The sequence below is a fragment of the Bradyrhizobium sp. WSM4874 genome (genome assembly GCF_055811835.1).
The window spans coordinates 20,205-36,060 of record NZ_JBVVPR010000050.1; the positions used below are offsets into that span (position 1 = coordinate 20,205).

The 15,856-nt window shown below is 64.4% G+C and carries 13 protein-coding genes; 5 read left to right on the plus strand and 8 right to left on the minus strand.

What is annotated here, in order from left to right:
- The first annotated feature begins 5 nt into the window (after nt 1–5).
- From AC0L3P_RS33595 to AC0L3P_RS33605, 3 genes are read left to right on the plus strand one after another with little or no spacing between them, the layout of a single operon-like run.
- Complete coding sequence (locus AC0L3P_RS33595) at nt 6–899, plus strand: ABC transporter permease (RefSeq protein WP_018455966.1); 894 nt, start codon at nt 6–8, stop codon at nt 897–899.
- A complete protein-coding gene (locus tag AC0L3P_RS33600; protein ID WP_473308579.1) occupies nt 899–1,906 on the plus strand; it encodes an ABC transporter ATP-binding protein in 1,008 nt (335 codons plus the stop codon). The genes AC0L3P_RS33595 and AC0L3P_RS33600 overlap by 1 nt, the downstream gene beginning before the upstream one ends.
- The gene (locus AC0L3P_RS33605; RefSeq protein WP_473308580.1) at nt 1,903–2,898 is read left to right on the plus strand and encodes an ABC transporter ATP-binding protein; all 996 of its coding nucleotides are present in this window, start codon (nt 1,903–1,905) and stop codon (nt 2,896–2,898) included. The genes AC0L3P_RS33600 and AC0L3P_RS33605 overlap by 4 nt, the downstream gene beginning before the upstream one ends.
- Before the next feature lie 105 nt (nt 2,899–3,003).
- On the opposite strand, the gene AC0L3P_RS33610 is transcribed toward AC0L3P_RS33605, so the two are convergent.
- The 7 genes from AC0L3P_RS33610 to AC0L3P_RS33640 form a co-directional block, all read right to left on the minus strand.
- Nucleotides 3,004–4,980, minus strand: a complete 1,977-nt coding sequence (locus AC0L3P_RS33610; protein WP_473308581.1) for an acetyl-CoA carboxylase biotin carboxylase subunit — start codon at nt 4,978–4,980, stop codon at nt 3,004–3,006.
- On the minus strand, nt 4,977–6,593 hold the full coding sequence (locus tag AC0L3P_RS33615) for an acyl-CoA carboxylase subunit beta (protein ID WP_473308582.1): 1,617 nt from the start codon (nt 6,591–6,593) through the stop codon (nt 4,977–4,979). Before AC0L3P_RS33615 ends, AC0L3P_RS33610 begins: the two co-directional genes overlap by 4 nt.
- Before the next feature lie 113 nt (nt 6,594–6,706).
- Nucleotides 6,707–7,573, minus strand: coding sequence for a beta-keto acid cleavage family enzyme (locus tag AC0L3P_RS33620; protein WP_027514515.1), 867 nt, complete (start codon nt 7,571–7,573; stop codon nt 6,707–6,709).
- A gap of 194 nt (nt 7,574–7,767) precedes the next feature.
- A complete protein-coding gene (locus AC0L3P_RS33625; RefSeq protein WP_473308583.1) occupies nt 7,768–8,568 on the minus strand; it encodes a helix-turn-helix domain-containing protein in 801 nt (266 codons plus the stop codon).
- Between the two features lie 204 nt (nt 8,569–8,772).
- A complete protein-coding gene (locus AC0L3P_RS33630) occupies nt 8,773–9,429 on the minus strand; it encodes a glutathione S-transferase family protein (protein ID WP_354063797.1) in 657 nt (218 codons plus the stop codon).
- Nucleotides 9,429–10,592, minus strand: a complete 1,164-nt coding sequence (locus AC0L3P_RS33635) for an acyl-CoA dehydrogenase family protein (protein ID WP_473308584.1) — start codon at nt 10,590–10,592, stop codon at nt 9,429–9,431. Before AC0L3P_RS33635 ends, AC0L3P_RS33630 begins: the two co-directional genes overlap by 1 nt.
- Before the next feature lie 115 nt (nt 10,593–10,707).
- Complete coding sequence (locus tag AC0L3P_RS33640; protein WP_354063793.1) at nt 10,708–11,844, minus strand: acyl-CoA dehydrogenase family protein; 1,137 nt, start codon at nt 11,842–11,844, stop codon at nt 10,708–10,710.
- Nucleotides 11,845–12,108: 264 nt separating this feature from the next.
- On the opposite strand from AC0L3P_RS33640, the gene AC0L3P_RS33645 reads away from it, so the two are divergent.
- Nucleotides 12,109–13,659, plus strand: coding sequence for an acyl-CoA synthetase (locus AC0L3P_RS33645; protein WP_354063789.1), 1,551 nt, complete (start codon nt 12,109–12,111; stop codon nt 13,657–13,659).
- A gap of 85 nt (nt 13,660–13,744) precedes the next feature.
- Nucleotides 13,745–14,965, plus strand: coding sequence for an ABC transporter substrate-binding protein (locus AC0L3P_RS33650; protein WP_275168541.1), 1,221 nt, complete (start codon nt 13,745–13,747; stop codon nt 14,963–14,965).
- A gap of 63 nt (nt 14,966–15,028) precedes the next feature.
- On the opposite strand, the gene AC0L3P_RS33655 is transcribed toward AC0L3P_RS33650, so the two are convergent.
- Nucleotides 15,029–15,799, minus strand: a complete 771-nt coding sequence (locus tag AC0L3P_RS33655) for a helix-turn-helix transcriptional regulator (RefSeq protein ID WP_354063787.1) — start codon at nt 15,797–15,799, stop codon at nt 15,029–15,031.
- Nucleotides 15,800–15,856: the final 57 nt, after the last annotated feature.

A 15,856-nucleotide genomic window follows, 5' to 3' on the forward strand; every position in this document is an offset into this window, starting at 1 on the left:
GCCCGTTGGCTGCGATCGACTACGACGTTGAACTGAGGCGCGCCGGGGCGCACGCAACCGTCGGCTGGCGGCGCGTGCTGTTTTTGGCGCAGCGGCATGTGCTGGGTGCGGCCGGGCTCGTCATCATGACCCTGTTTGTGTTCACCGCGATCTTCGCCGACTTCATCGCGCGTTACGATCCGCTGACGATCGACGCCGCCCGGGCACTGGCGCGCCCAAGCCTGGCACACTGGATGGGGACGGATTCCTTTGGCCGCGATGTCTTCAGCCGCATCATTCATGGCGCCCGGATCTCGCTCGCGGTCGGCATCGGCTCGACGGCGCTCGGTGGTTCGATCGGGGTGATCGTCGGCCTCACCTCCGGCTATCTCTCCGGCTGGGTCGATCTCGTGTTCCAGCGCGTGTCCGATGTTCTCCAGGCGCTGCCGCTGCTGGTGTTGGCCCTGATCATGACCGCGGCGCTTGGGCCGTCCTTGCCGAACGTTATCATTGCGATCGCCATTCCGCTGATCCCGACCGTCTCGCGCGTCATTCGCGCCAACACTCTGGCGCTGCGCGAGCTGCCATTCATCGAGGCCGCCAAGTCGATCGGCATGAGCGAGGTCCGCATCGCACTGCGTCACGTGCTGCCGAACACGCTGGCACCACTGATCGTGCTTGCGACGGCCCAGCTCGGCTCGACCATCCTCACCGAAGCCTCGCTCTCCTTTCTCGGCCTCGGCATTCCCGAGCCGTACCCGTCGTGGGGCCGCATGCTCTCTGAATCCGCCGCCGAATATGTCCGCACGGCGCCCTGGCTGGTGATCTTCCCGGGCATCGCCATCAGCCTCGCGGTGTTCGGCGCCAATCTGTTCGGTGACGCCTTGCGCGACATCCTCGATCCCCGGCAGCGCGGCTGATGGCTGACAAATCCGATCTCGTGCTCGAGGTGAAGAACCTGAAGACGGTGTTCTTCACCAACTCCGGTCTGTTCAAGGCCGTCGACGATGTTTCCTTCACGGTGAAGCGCGGCGAGACGCTGGCGATCGTTGGCGAATCCGGCTGCGGCAAGAGCGTCACCGCACTATCCCTGATGCGGCTGGTGCCGGATCCGCCCGGCCGCATCGTCGGTGGCTCCGTCACGCTCGAAGGAACCGATCTTCTGACGCTGGACGAAGCAGAGATGCGCGCCGTCAGGGGCAACCGCATCTCGATGATCTTCCAGGAGCCGATGACCTCGCTCAATCCGGTGATGCGGATCGGCGACCAGATCGTCGAGGCCGTGCGGCTGCACCGGAACATGTCAAGCAAGGAGGCCCGGGACATCGCGATCGAGATGCTGCGCCTGGTGCGCATCCCCGAACCGGCCCGGCGTGCGCGGGAATATCCGCATCAGCTCTCCGGCGGTATGCGCCAGCGCGCCATGATCGCGATGGCCTTGGCGTGTCGGCCGGCGCTGCTGATCGCGGACGAGCCGACGACCGCGCTCGACGTCACCATCCAGGCGCAGATCCTGGCGCTGATCCTGGACCTTCAAAAAGAGCTCGGCACCGGGCTCGTGCTGATCACGCATGATCTCGGTGTCGTCGCGCAGACCGCGCAGCGCGTCATCGTGATGTATGCGGGACGGAAGGTCGAGGAAGCCAGCGTCGAGGCACTGTTCGCCGCGCCAAAGCATCCCTACACGCGCGGGCTGATGGCCTCGATCCCGGCGGTGCCGGCGCCGGGCGTCGCCGCCCAGGCGCGGCTGAACGAAATTCCGGGCACGGTGCCGTCGCTGGTGCGACTGCCGACGGGTTGCGCGTTCGCGCCGCGCTGCAAGCTCGCGATCAAACGCTGTGAGGCCGAATATCCGCCACTCATCGATTGGGGCGGTGGCCATCTCGCTGCATGCTGGCGCGCGGCCGAGATTGCGGAGGTGGCATGACCAAGGCGCTGCTCGAAGTCACCGATCTCAGGAAGCACTATCCGGTGCGCGCCGGTGTGTTGCGCCGACAAATCGGCACAGTGCATGCGGTCGACGGCGTCTCGTTCTCGGTGGGTGTCGGCGAAACGCTGGGCCTTGTCGGCGAATCCGGCTGCGGCAAGTCGACGGTGGCGCGGAGCGTGCTGCGGCTGGTCGAGCCGACCTCGGGCCAGATCCGCCTCGAAGGCGAGGACATCACCCACCTCTCCAAGTCCGCGCTGCGGCCGCACCGCCGTTCGATGCAGATCGTGTTCCAGGATCCTTTCGCCTCGCTCAACCCGCGCATGACCGCGGGCGACATCGTCGGCGAGCCGCTGTTCGTGCACGGGCTCGCGACCGGCAAAGTGCTGGAGGCGCGTACCGCAAACCTGTTCGAACAAGTCGGCTTGCGGCCCGACCAGATGCGCAACTTCCCGCACCAGTTCTCCGGCGGCCAGCGCCAGCGCATCTGCATCGCCCGCGCGCTGGCGCTCGGGCCTCGGCTGATCGTCTGCGACGAGCCGGTCTCCGCGCTCGACGTCTCGATCCAGGCGCAGGTGATCAACCTCCTGATCGACCTGCAACGCGAGCACGGCTTCTCCTATCTCTTCATCGCACATGATCTCGCGGTGGTCGCCCATATCAGTCACCGCGTCGCCGTGATGTATCTCGGCCGCATCGTCGAGATCGCCGACAAGGACGAGCTGTTTGCAAATCCGCGCCATCCCTACACGCAGGCGCTGCTCGCCTCGGTGCCGGTCGCCAACCCGCTCGCCAAAAAGCTCGTGCCGCTGGTGGACGGCGACGTGCCAAGCCCGGTCGATCCGCCGCCGGGATGCGCGTTTCACACCCGCTGCCGGTTTGCGATGGAGCGATGCAAGAGGGAGCGGCCGGCGCTGGTGGATGCGGGCGACGGGCACCAGGTGGCGTGCCTGCTCAATGAGGGGACAGGGCGACCAAATGCGATGCCGTAGGGTGGGCAAAGCGAAGCGTGCCCACCATTCAATCGCAATTGCCGCACGATGGTGGGCACGGCGCTGCGCGCCTTTGCCCACCCTACGATAGTTACGCTTGCCGCCCTACCCAGCCCCGATCTCCGCCACGATCTTCCCCGTCGTGACCTGCTCGCCCTCGGCGACGTCGATCGCGGCGACCACGCCGTCGATGCCGGCCTTGTGGACGTGCTCCATCTTCATCGCTTCCAGCGTCATCACCGGCTGATCGGCGGTGACGCGGTCGCCGGGCTTGACCAGGACGGCAACGACGCGACCGTTCATGGCGGCGCGAACCTTGCCATCGCCGCCGTTGCTTGCGGCGGCCTTCGGCGCGGCGAGCGTGAGATCGGTCGCCGCGAGCGGAATGCCGCGGTGCTGGAGGTAGAGCCGGTCGCCATCGCGCAGGAATTTGGCGCTGTCCATCACGCCGTCATGGCGGAAGCGGATCGCGTCGAAATCGAGCTGATCGATCTCGAACTTGTCCTGCCGGCCGTCCATGGTAACAGTGTAGCTGCCATCGCGTTCGCGCCAGACTTCCAACTCATACGCCTGGCCTGCGATCTCGATCTTCGCCGGCAGCGGGAACGTTGCCGCGAGGCTCCGTCCGCGGCGCCACGACGGTGCCTGCGGGTTCGTGACGTAGAGCAGCAGGCCGGCCAAAGCCATATCGAATGCGACGTCCGCGCGCGGCGCCAGCAATTCGTCGTGATGCGCACCAATGAACGCCGTTGTCGCTTCGCCCTTGGTGAAGCCGGAATGACGCAGGCATGCCATCAGGAAGGCCTGATTGGTGGTCACACCGAATCCGGTCAGTTGCTCCAGGCCGACGATCAGCCGCCCCCTCGCCTCCTCACGGGTCGCGCCATGGCCGATCACCTTTGCGATCATGGAATCGTAGAACGGCGGAATCTCGGAGCCCGATTGCAGCGCATGCTCGACGCGGACGCCATCCGGCACATGCCAGCGCGCCATGCGCCCGGACTGCGGCATGAAATCATGCGCAGCATCCTCGGAGCACAGCCGCACCTCGATGGCGTGGCCCGTGAAGCGAATGTGCTGCTGCTCGACCGGCAGCGGCTCGCCGCGCGCGACGCGCAGCTGCAATTCCACGAGATCAAGCCCGGTGATCGCTTCGGTCACGGGATGCTCGACCTGGAGTCGCGTGTTCATTTCCATGAAGTAGAACGCGCCGCTCGCATCGAGCAGGAATTCCAGCGTGCCGGCGCCCTCGTAGCGTAGCGCCTTCACCGCGGCGACCGCGACCTCGCCCATCTTCGCGCGCAGTTCCGGCGTCACGGCGGGCGACGGCGCCTCCTCGATCAGTTTCTGGTGCCGGCGCTGCACTGAGCAGTCACGCTCGCCGAGATGGATGGCGTTGCCATGGCTATCGCCGAATACCTGAATCTCGACGTGCCGGGGATTTTGGATGGCGCGTTCGAGAATCACCGTCGGATCGCCAAACGCCGCCTTCGCCTCGGACCGCGCACTACGCAGTGCATCGGGAAACGCCGCGGCATCCGTCACGAGCCGCATGCCGCGTCCACCGCCGCCGGCGACCGCCTTGATCATCACGGGGAAGCCGATCCCTCTCGCCTCCGCGAGCATGACCTCATCGCCCTGATCGGCGCCCTGATAGCCGGGCACGACGGGCACGCCGGCCTTTTTCATGATCTCCTTGGCACCGGCCTTGTTGCCCATCGACTCGATCGCCTGCGGCGAGGGGCCGATGAAGACGAGCCCGGCATCCTTGCAGGCCTGTGCAAAATCCTCGTTCTCGGCGAGGAAGCCATAGCCGGGATGAACGGCATCCGCGCCGCTGGCCTTTGCGGCCGCGACGATCGCGGCGATGTTGAGATAGGATTGCGCCGGCAGCGCTTCGCCGATGCGTACGGCCTGGTCCGCCTGTTGCACATGAAGCGCATCGCGATCCGCATCCGAATAGACCGCGACGACGCCGAGCCCGAGCTTCCGCGCGCTGCGCATAACGCGTAGCGCGATCTCGCCGCGATTAGCGATCAGGACCTTGAAGAACGGCCGGTGCTGCACTGATCCGTTCCTCATGGGCGGGCCACCGAAAACTGCATGCGTTGGGGCGTACGCGCATCGCCCTCGCGACAGATCGCGAGCACCTCCGACAGCACCGCGCGGGTGTCGCGCGGATCGATCACGCCGTCGTCGAGCACGCGCGCGCTGGTCGAGAACACGTCCATCTGGCCGTCGAACACGCCGACGATCTGCGCCTTCATGGCATCGAGCTTTTCTTTTTCGACCGGCTTGCCGCGGCGAGCTGCGGCGGCTTCGGTGACGATCGCCATGGTCTCGGCGGCCTGCTCGCCGCCCATCACGGCAGTCTTGGCGTTGGGCCAGGAGAAGCAGAAGCGCGGATGGAACCCGCGCCCGCACATGCCGTAATTGCCGGCACCGAAGGAGGCGCCGCAATAGATGGTGATCTGCGGCACCGTCGCCGACGTCACCGCCTGGATCATCTTGGAGCCGTGCTTGATCATGCCGGCTTCTTCGTAAGCCCTTCCGACCATGTAGCCGGTGGTGTTGTTCAGATACAGCAATGGCGTGCGGGTCTGGCAGCACGCCTGGATGAAATGCGTCGCCTTGTTTGCACCCGCCGGATCGAGCGGGCCGTTGTTGGTGACGATGCCGATGGCGTGGCCCTCGATGCGGGCATGGCCGCAGACCGTGGCCGGTCCGTAGTTCGGCGCCATCTCGGTGAAATCGGAATCATCGACGATGCGCGCGATGACCTGCTTCATGTCCACGGAGCGCTTGTGGTCCATCGGCATGATGCCGAGCAGCTCGTCCTGGTCGTAGCGCGGCGGCTTGTATTGCGCAGCTCCCTGGTCCGGCCGCTCCCATTGCAGCGCCGCCATGATCTCGCGCGCGATGCGCAGGGCGTCGCGGTCGTCTTCGGCGAGATAGTCGCCGAGGCCGGAAACCTGCGTGTGCATCTCGGCGCCGCCAAGTTCCTCCTCGGTCGCGATCTCGCCGGTTGCGGCCTTCAGCAGCGGCGGCCCGGCAAGGAAGGCGCGGGTGCGGCCACGGACCATGACAATGTAGTCGGACAGGCCGGTCTGATAGGCGCCGCCCGCGGTCGACGAGCCATGCGTCACGGTGACGACGGGCAGCCCCGCCGCCGAGAGCCGCGCGAGATTGCGAAAGATGTTGCCGCCACGGACGAAGTCTTCGACGCGGTAACGCAGGAGATTGGCGCCGGCGCTTTCGACCAACTGGACGTAAGGCAGCTTGTTCTCAAGCGCGAGCTCCTGCACCCGCAGCGTCTTGTCGAGACCGTAGGGCTGAAGCGCACCGGCATCGATGCCGGAATCGTTGGCGCTGACCATGCAGCGGATGCCCGAGACGAAGCCGATGCCGGCGATGACGCCGCCGCCGGGCACGCTTTTCTCGGAATCTGAGACGTCGAACATGAAGCCGGCGAGCGTGGACAGCTCGATGAACGGCGCGCCGGGATCGAGCACCAGCGCGACGCGTTCGCGCGGCAACAGCTGGCCGCGCTTGTGGAATCGGTCTTTCGCCGCAGCCGACGCCTCGCGCGTACGCTCTTCCAGCGCGCGCATGCGGTCGATCAGGCCAAGCATGCCGTCGCGGTTGGCGCGGTAGGCGGCGCTGCCGGGGGAAATGGTGCTTTCGAGAATGGACACAGTTTTACTCCGTCATTCCGGGGCGATGCGAAGCATCGAACCCGGAATCTCGAGGTTCCCAGGTGCGCAATTGCGCACCATAGTTCGCGCTTTCGCACGCCCCGGAACGACGTTTAGCGATTCGTACCAAAAATCTTCCGCGCTTCCGCCGGGCTCGCGATCTCGCGGCCCGCACGGCGGGCGCAGGCGGCGATGGCCTCGATCAGCTGGCCGTTCGACGTCACCTTCTTGCCGTCGGCGAGATAGAAGGCATCTTCGAGGCCGGTGCGCAGATGACCGCCCAGTTCGGCGCAGCGTTGATGCAGCGGCCAGATCTCTTCGCGGCCGATGGCGGTGACCTGAAATTGCGCCTCGGGACGCTTGAGCTTGATCAGGATGGGCAGCAGATCGGGATCCGACGGCATGCCGGAGGCGACGCCCATCACGAAATTATATTCGAGCGGGCCCTTGTACATGCCAACCTGACGGTACATGCCGACGCAGCGGACGATGCCGACGTCAAAGCATTCGAATTCCGGGATGGTACCGACCGCGTTCATGACGTCGAGGTAGTCCTTCACCTTCTCGACCGCGTTGTCGAACATCATCGGCGGCCAGGCCCAGCTGTTGTCGGCCTTCACCTTCAGGTAATTCAACGAGCCGGCGTTGCAGGCCGCGATCTCCGGCCTGGTCTCGCGGATGCAATCCAAGGCACCGCTGTAGTTCGGCCCGGAGACACCGGAGGTGTGGTTGATGATCACGCCGGGGCAGGCTTCGCGGATCGCCTGCTGGATTTCCTTGCTGACGCTGACCTCCCAGGACGGCAGATGCCCCTTGTCCGGCGCCTGCTGGCGCAGATGGATGTGCATGATGGACGCGCCGGCATCGAACGCAGCCTTGGCCTCGCGCGCCATCTGCTCGGGCGTCACAGGCACGTTGTGCTGCTTCGGATCGGTGAGCACGCCGTTCAGCGCGCAGGTGATGACGGCCTTGTCGCTCATGCCTTGAATGTCTCGCACGTTGATAATTCAACGTTTGCGATCATGTGATGGGCGGCATGCGGCTTCTTGCGCGGAGAAGCTGGAAAGCGACGAGTCGTAGGGTGGGTTAGCCGAAGGCGTAGCCCACCTCTTGAGCTTCCTTGGAGACAGAGTTGGTGGATTACGCCTTCGGCTAATCCACCCTACGAAGGATATCAGCTCGCCTCCGCAAGCCTCACCGTCTCGCTGCTGCGATAAATCGCAAGATCCCGCGAGCCGACGAAGATCGCGCGGGGCTTCAGTCCATAGAACCGGCGGATCGAGTGGCTGAAATGGGTGCTGTCGGGATAGCCGATGTCCTGCGCGAGATGGGCGAGGTTGAGGTCCTGGTTGGCGAAGTGCAACAGGTGACGCGCCCGCTTCCAGGCGCGGAAGGAGCGGAACGAGATGCCGGTCTCTTCCTTGAACAGATGCAGGAAACGCGAAGCGGAAAGTCCGGCGTCCGCCGCACAAGTGTCCGCCGTCACGGGCTCGCCCGTGAAGCGACCGATGCGGGCGACCGCACGCGTCACGCGGGGGTCGAGCACGCGGCGGGGCAGCGCTTCGTCAAAACACATCTCGTCGAATTCGGCGGTGGTGATGTCGCCGTAGCGACGCTGGCGCAACAGCGTGTAGGCGGCGAGGATCTTGCGGGCATAGACGGCCCGGTCGGGTCCGGTGAGCCGCTCGGCCAGGACCTCGATCACGCCATCGGGCATGCTCTCCGGCTCCAGCGTTACGCTGATCGCGGTGCGGTAATCGCTGGCAATGGAATGCCGCTGGTTTGGCAGGGTGACGAACAGCTCGCCGGTGGCGAGAGCATCGTCGATCGTGAGATGCAGGCTGCCCTTCACCGCGACATAGACATGGCAGCAGCCGGGCGTCCGCTTGCGGGGGCGGCCGAGCAGGCCGGCATAGAATACCCGCTCCGGCGTGATCAGCATCAAATGGTCGGATTCGCGACCGTTATCTTCCATTGGGATCCTCCTCGCGCGGCTCTTTGGCCGCTGCGGACGGAGGTCACCTTAGCGGAAATCTGGGCGCTGTCACGGCGGGATAGCGCTATCATGAAGCGCAAAAGGTCGGCACTCCGGGACGGATGGCGGGAGGGCCCGGAACTCTTCAACTAACGCCGTCCCCGCCTAGTGCGCAATTGCGCACGGGGGCCGGGACGACCAGTCTTAAGCCCTCACCCTTGGCGCCACGTTCTGCTCGAGGCCGGCCTGTTGCTCCGCAGCAACCGCGCGCTTGAAACCATCGCGCTGCTGCAAGCGCGCCCAATAGGCTGCGACATTTGGCCCAAAATCCTTGGCAAGCCCGATATTGTCGGCGAGGCGGAGCGCGTAGCCGATCACGATGTCGGCGGCAGTGAAGCGGCCGGCGCACAAGGCCTCGGTATTTGCGGTCGCTGCCTCCACGGCGCGCAGCCGGCCCAAGAACCATTTGGCATAGTCGCCGGCGACCTGCGGATTGCGGCGCTCTTCCGGCTCGAGCTGGGTATATCGGAGCACTAGCGTCTGCGGGAAGGTTAACGTGGCGTCACTGAAATACATCCAGTTCAGAAACGCGCCATAGGCGGGATCTTCCGGCCCGACCATCAGTGGTGTCGGTCCATGCCTGACACCGAGATAGTGGCAGATGCCGGACGATTCCGTCATCCTGGTCTCGCCATCGACCATGAAAGGAATCGTGCCCAACGGATTGAGCGCGAGGTATTCCTTCGCAAAGACCCGCGGCGGGAACGGCAGCATCTTCAATTCGTAGGGAAGCCCCATCTCCTCCAGCATCCAGAGCGGACGGAAGGAACGCGCAGCATCGCAGTGATAGAGCGTGATCATCAGGAATTTCCTTTGCTGCCGGGCAGCGTGCCCATCATCTTGCACAGGACCATCAGCATGACCTCGTCGGCACCGCCGCCAATCGATGTCAGGCGGCTGTCGCGATAGGCGCGGCTAACCGGCGTCTCGTTGGTAAAGCCCATTCCGCCCCAATATTGCAAGCAGGCGTCGGTAAGCTCGCGGCCGAGTCTCCCGGCCTTCAGCTTGGCCATGGTCGCAAGTTTCGTGACATCCTCGCCCGCCACCAGCGCCTCGCCAGCACGGTAGATCAGTGCACGCAACAGCTCGACCTCGGTCTGCATCTCCGCGAGCTTGAAGTGAACGACCTGGTTGTCGAGGATCGACTTCCCGAAGGCCTTACGGTTTCGGGTGTATTCGATGGTCTCGTTGATGATGTATTCGTGCGCCTTCAGGCAGGCGGCCGCGCCCCAGAGCCGCTCCTCCTGGAATTGGATCATCTGGTAGGTGAAGCCCTTGCCCTCCTCGCCGATCCGGTTGCGTCTGGGCACGCGGACATTGTCGAAGAAGATCTGCGCGGTGTCGGAGGAGCGCATGCCCAACTTGTCGAGCTTGCGCGCGATGGTGACGCCCTTGGTCTTCATCGGCACGCAGATCAACGACTTGTTGCGGTGAACGAGCCCTTCGCCCGTATTGGCGAGCAGGCAGATCCAGTCGGCCTGAGTGCCGTTGGTGATCCACATCTTGCCGCCATCGATGACGTAGTCGTCGCCGTCGGAGCGCGCATTGGTCTTGATCGAGGCGACGTCAGAACCCGCGCCCGGCTCGGAGACGCCGATGCAGGCCACATAGTCGCCGGAGATCGAGGGCGCCAGGAATTCGCGCCGCACCTCGTCCGAGCCGAACCGCGCCAGCGCCGGCGTCGCCATGTCGGTCTGCACCCCGATCGCCATCGGCACGCCGCCGCAGGTAATGGCGCCCAGTTCCTCCGCCATCATCAGCGCATAGGAATAGTCGAGGCCGGAGCCGCCGAATTCGACCGGCTTGTTCAGCCCGAGAAAGCCGAGGCTGCCCATCTTCTTGAACAGCTGGTGCGCCGGGAAGATGTCGGCCTTCTCCCATTCATCGACATGAGGATTGATCTCGTTGGCGATAAATTTTTGTAGGGAACGGCGGATCTCGTCGTGGTCGGCGGTAAACAGCATTTCTTTCCCTTTGTCATTCCGGGGCGCGCGAAGCGAGAACCCGGAATCCAGAGATGAGTCCTACAATATCGAGATTCCGGGTTCGACGCTTCGCGTCGCCCCGGAACGACCGAGGTCACAACCCCATCTGCCGGCTGGCCAGATCTTTCATGATCTCCTCGGTGCCGCCGCCGATGGCGTTGACCTTGACCTCGCGGTAGATGCGCTCGGCCTTGATGCCGCGCATGAAGCCCGCGCCGCCAAAAATCTGCACGGCTTCAGAGGCGCAGAATGCCATCGTCTGGGTCGCCTGGTTCTTCATCATGCAGATCTCGGCGACCGGGCTTTCGCCCTGCTCCAGCCGCCAGGCCAGCATCTCCAGCATCGCTTGCGATGCGGCGACTTTCTGCGCCATGTCGACGATCTTGTGGCGGATCACCTGGTGCTGCGCGAGCGGCTTGCCAAAGGTCTTGCGCTCCTTGGCATAGGCAATCGCCTCGTCGAGGCAGACGCGCGCGAACGCGGTGCAGCCCGCCGCCATGCCCATGCGCTCGCTGTTGAAATTCTGCATGATGATCTTGAAGCCCTGGCCTTCCTCGCCAATCAGGTTTTCCGCCGGTACGCGGCACTCGTCGAAATGCAGGGTCGCGGTGTCAGAGGCCCACCAGCCCATCTTCTTCAGCTTTGTCCGCGACAGGCCGGGCGTATCCCCCTCGATCAGGAGCAGGCTGACGCCGCCGGCGCCCTCACCGCCGGTGCGCACCGCAACGGTCAGATAGTCGGCGCGCATGCCGGAGGTGATGAAGGTCTTCTCACCGCTCACGACGTAGTGATCGCCGTCGCGCCGCGCCTTAGTCCGGAGGCCCGCGACGTCAGAACCGCCGCCCGGCTCGGTGATCGCAAGCGCGGATATCTTTTCGCCGCTGAGCACCTGAGGCAACACGCGCGCCTTAACCTCGGCGCGCGCGGCCCGCGCGATCGGCGGCGAACCGATCGTATGGCTCATCAAGCTGGCGCTGACGCCGCCGGCGCCAGCCCGCGCCAGCTCCTGGCTGGCGACGATCTTCATGAACTGGTCGGCGGCGATCCCGCCATATTCCTCGGGGAATCCGAGCCCCAAGAGCCCGATCTCGGCCGCCTTGCGATAGAGCGCGCGCGGGAATTCGCCGGCCTCGTCCCACTCGTGGGCGAAGGGCGCAATCTCCTTGTCGACGAAGCGGCGCATCACCTCGCGAAAGGCGTCATGCTCGGCGGTATAGAACGGGCTCATCATCGCACTCTCGCCTTGCTGGCGGATTCGTCTCGTCCACCATGGCCGGAACCTTGGCGGCTCACTTGCGCGGAGTGGCTGGCCGGGGCTCCCCTCCGAGCAGGCCCGCTCTAGCAACTCAACGCAAGACGATTTTCACCGCGCGCGCGCCAACTCCGGATCAAAAAAAGACGTGGCGCACAAACTCCGGCTGGCCCCAGGGCCATGCCGGGCATGGTGCACGGCAATAGGGACGCGGGCGGCACAAGTCCGCCGAGGGAGGAATTCTTGGCCGTTCGTTACTATGACTGGATCGCCCACCATGGCCGCCGCACGCCGAACAAGATTGCGGTGATCGACCTCGCGAGCGAGCGCCGCTTCACCTATGCGCAGCTCGATTCGCGTATCTCGCGTCTCGCGTCATTCCTGCGCCACACGCTGAAAGTCTCACGCGGCGAGCGGGTCGCGGTGCTGGCACTGAACACGACCGATACGCTGGAGGTGCAATTCGCCTGCGGACGGCTAGGTGCGGTCTTCGTACCGCTGAACACCCGCCTCACCGTTCCCGAGCTCCAGTTCATCACCGGCGATTGCGCCCCGAAGGTGATGATCCACGACACCGATCTCGCCGAAACGGCGCTTGCCGTCGCAAAGCTCTGCGGCATTGCGACCAGCCTGCTGCTTGGTCCCGGCGGGACTTACGAGGCCGGTATCGCCGCCGCAAAGCTGCTTGAGACAATCGAGGAGGTTACCCTCGATGATGTCTCGACCATCATGTACACCTCCGGCACCACGGGCCATCCCAAGGGCGCCACCATCACCCATGGCATGACCTTCTGGAATTGCGTCAATCTCGGCGGCCCCGCCTGCATCGGGCCCTCGTCGGTGCTGCTCACCGTGCTGCCGCTGTTCCACACCGGCGGCCTGAATTGCTACACCAATCCGGTGCTGCATGCCGGCGGCACCGTGATGATCATGCGCGCCTTCGATCCCGGTACGGCGCTTGGTCTGATCAATGATCCCGCGCAGGGCATCAACGTGTTCTTCGGCGTGCCCGCGATCTACCAGTTCATGGCACAGCACCCGGCCTTCGCGACCACCGACCTCGGTCGCCTGATCGTCGGCGGTGTCGGCGGCGCACCGATGCCGGTGCCGCTGCTCAAGGTCTGGGAGGCGCGCGGCGTCGCACTCCAGCAGGGCTACGGCATGACCGAGACCTCGCCGGCCGTGCTGGTGCTCGACCGCGAGGATGCGGCACGGAAGGCCGGCTCCGCCGGCAAGCCGGTGCTGCACACGGAAGTGCGCATTGTTCGCCCTGATGGCAGCGACGCCGATGTCGGCGAGCTCGGCGAACTCTGGGTTAAGGGACCGAACATCACGCCCGGCTACTGGAACAGGCCGGAGGCGAACAAGACGTCGTTCACCGATGGCTGGCTGCACACGGGCGACGCGACACGCGTCGACGAGGAAGGTTTTTACTACATCGTCGACCGCTGGAAGGACATGTACATCTCCGGAGGCGAGAACGTCTATCCGGCCGAGGTCGAGAACGTCCTGCACCAGCTCAACGCCATCGCGGAAGCCGCCGTGATCGGCATTCCCGATGCGCAATGGGGCGAGGTCGGCCTCGCCATCGTCGCGATCAAGCCCGGCCAGCGGTTGACCGAGGCCGATGTCTTCGCGCACTGCGCGGCGAATCTCGCGCGCTTCAAATGTCCACGCCAGGTCTGCTTCGTCGATGCGTTACCCCGCAACGCGACCGGCAAGATCCACAAGCCGACCTTGCGTAAGGAATTCTCAGGCGCCTCGGAAGTCGACAAGATAGCTGCCAACGCCTGATCAAAGCGCCCTCTCGTGGGCGCTTTTCTTTTTCGACGTGCCTGCTCCGACCCAGAAGAAACCTCAAGGGATTTAAGGAATTTTCATGAACAAGAAACTCCCCCTGCTTGCCGCAGCAACGGCGTTGGCGCTGCTCACAACCCAAAGCGCCCATGCTCAAAAAGCGTACGACACGGGCGTCACCGACACGGAGATCAAGATCGGTAATGTCGAGGCCTATTCCGGCCCGGCTTCCGCCTACGGCGTCATCGGCAAGACCGAGGAAGCCTATTTCAAGATGATCAACGATCAGGGTGGCATCAACGGCCGCAAGATCAACTGGATCTCCTACGATGACGGCTATTCGCCGCCGAAGACCGTTGAGCAGATCCGCAAGCTGATCGAGAGCGACGAGGTCTTCCTGGTGTTCAACGCGCTGGGCACGCCGACCCAGACCGCTGTGCAGAAATATCAAAACGCCAAGAAGGTGCCGCAGCTGTTCCTTGCCACGGGCGCCAGCAAGTGGAACGATCCGAAGAACTTCCCCTGGACCATGGGCTTCCAGCCCAGCTACCGCGTCGAAGCCCAGATCTTCGCCAAATATATTCTGAAGGAGAAGCCGGACGGGAAGGTTGCCATCTTCTATGCCAACGACGATTTCGGCAAAGACTACCTCGCCGGGATCAAGGACGTGTTCGGTGAGAAGGCATCGAAAATGATCGTGGCCGAAGAGAGCTACGAGACGTCGGAACCCTCGATCGATGCTCATATCGTCAAGCTCAAGGGCACCGGCGCCGATGTCTTCGTGAACATCGCGACCCCGAAATTCGCGGCGCAGGCGATCAAGAAGATCGCGGAGCTTGAGTGGAAGCCGATGCATCTCATGACTGATGTCTCGGTGTCGATCGGCGCGGTGATGAAGCCGGCCGGCCTCGAGGCATCCGAAGGGGTGCTGTCGGCGGGCTATCTGAAGGATGCCTCGGATCCGCAGTGGAAGGATGATGAGGGCATGAAGAAGTTCATGGTCTTCATCGACAAGTACATGCCCGGTGCAAATATTTCCGACGCCAATCTGGTTTACGCCTATGCCGCGGCTCAGACGATGGTACAGGTGCTGAAGCAGGCGGGCGACAATCTGACCCGCGAGAATGTGATGAAGCAGGCAGCGAGCCTCAAGGACTTCGTCCCCGACACCCTGATCCCGGGCATCAAGATCAACACCTCCGCAACGGACTTCGCGCCGATCGAGCAGCTCAAGATGTGGCGGTTCAAGAAAGGCCAGTGGGAGCTGTTCGGCGACATCATCAGCGCCGAAACGGGCGGCTAGCTCGCGACGATCGCACGGACCTCGACGAAAATAGCGGCCGAAAGGCCGCTATTCTTTTGTGTGCTAACCCGGCAGGAACAGTGCGAAGGACTCCTCGACCGTGCGGCGCAGGTGCTTTCGATACGACGCGTGGTTTTCATCGTCGGGCCCGATCCGTCCCAGCGACGGCTTCTGAACATTCCTGAGCGGCACATAGGCGATCGGCGCGGCGATCGGCGTCAGCTGCGAGCCGGGGCCGGCGCGGAGCGTCGAGATGATCCCGTACATCTCGCCGGCGACCGTCGGCCGCGACACCGTGATCACGCGATGCTGACCATGCTTGATGATGACGAGATAGATGAAGCCGGACTGATGCGGCACCGCGACCTCGCCGGTGTGTTCATAGGCGGCATCGGTCCGCTCCCCCTCGCGGAACACCAGTGAAGAGACCTTCGGCTCCCAGACGATCTCGGTGCGGTAGGCGAAGATCGCGTCCTTGTCGCCGAACGACGGTCGCAGCGTGATGTAGACGTCCTCAAGCCAGGTCACCGCGCGATGGGCATAGGAGCCGAGGCTGTCGGGCGCGACATCGCTTGCGGCCGGGGGCGCCACCATGGCGGAGCTTCTGCGCAGGGAGACGCCCAGCGCCTGCTCCAGCCGCACCGTGGTCGCCAGCGTGAACGGCCGTCGGCCGCCGAGCACCTTCTCCAGCGTGGACAGGCTGAGCTTGGCCTGCTCGGCCAGCGCCTGCCGGGAGATCCGGCGCCTGGCGAGCTCCTCGCGAATGGTCTCCGCGATCTCGCGACTCTGCTCGTCCGAAAGCTGCTTGTCGGCGAATTTGTCCTGCGTCTGCATCGTGGCCCTGCTCCAGGACGACATCCTAGCAGGGCGGACAAACCAGCACAAAACCGC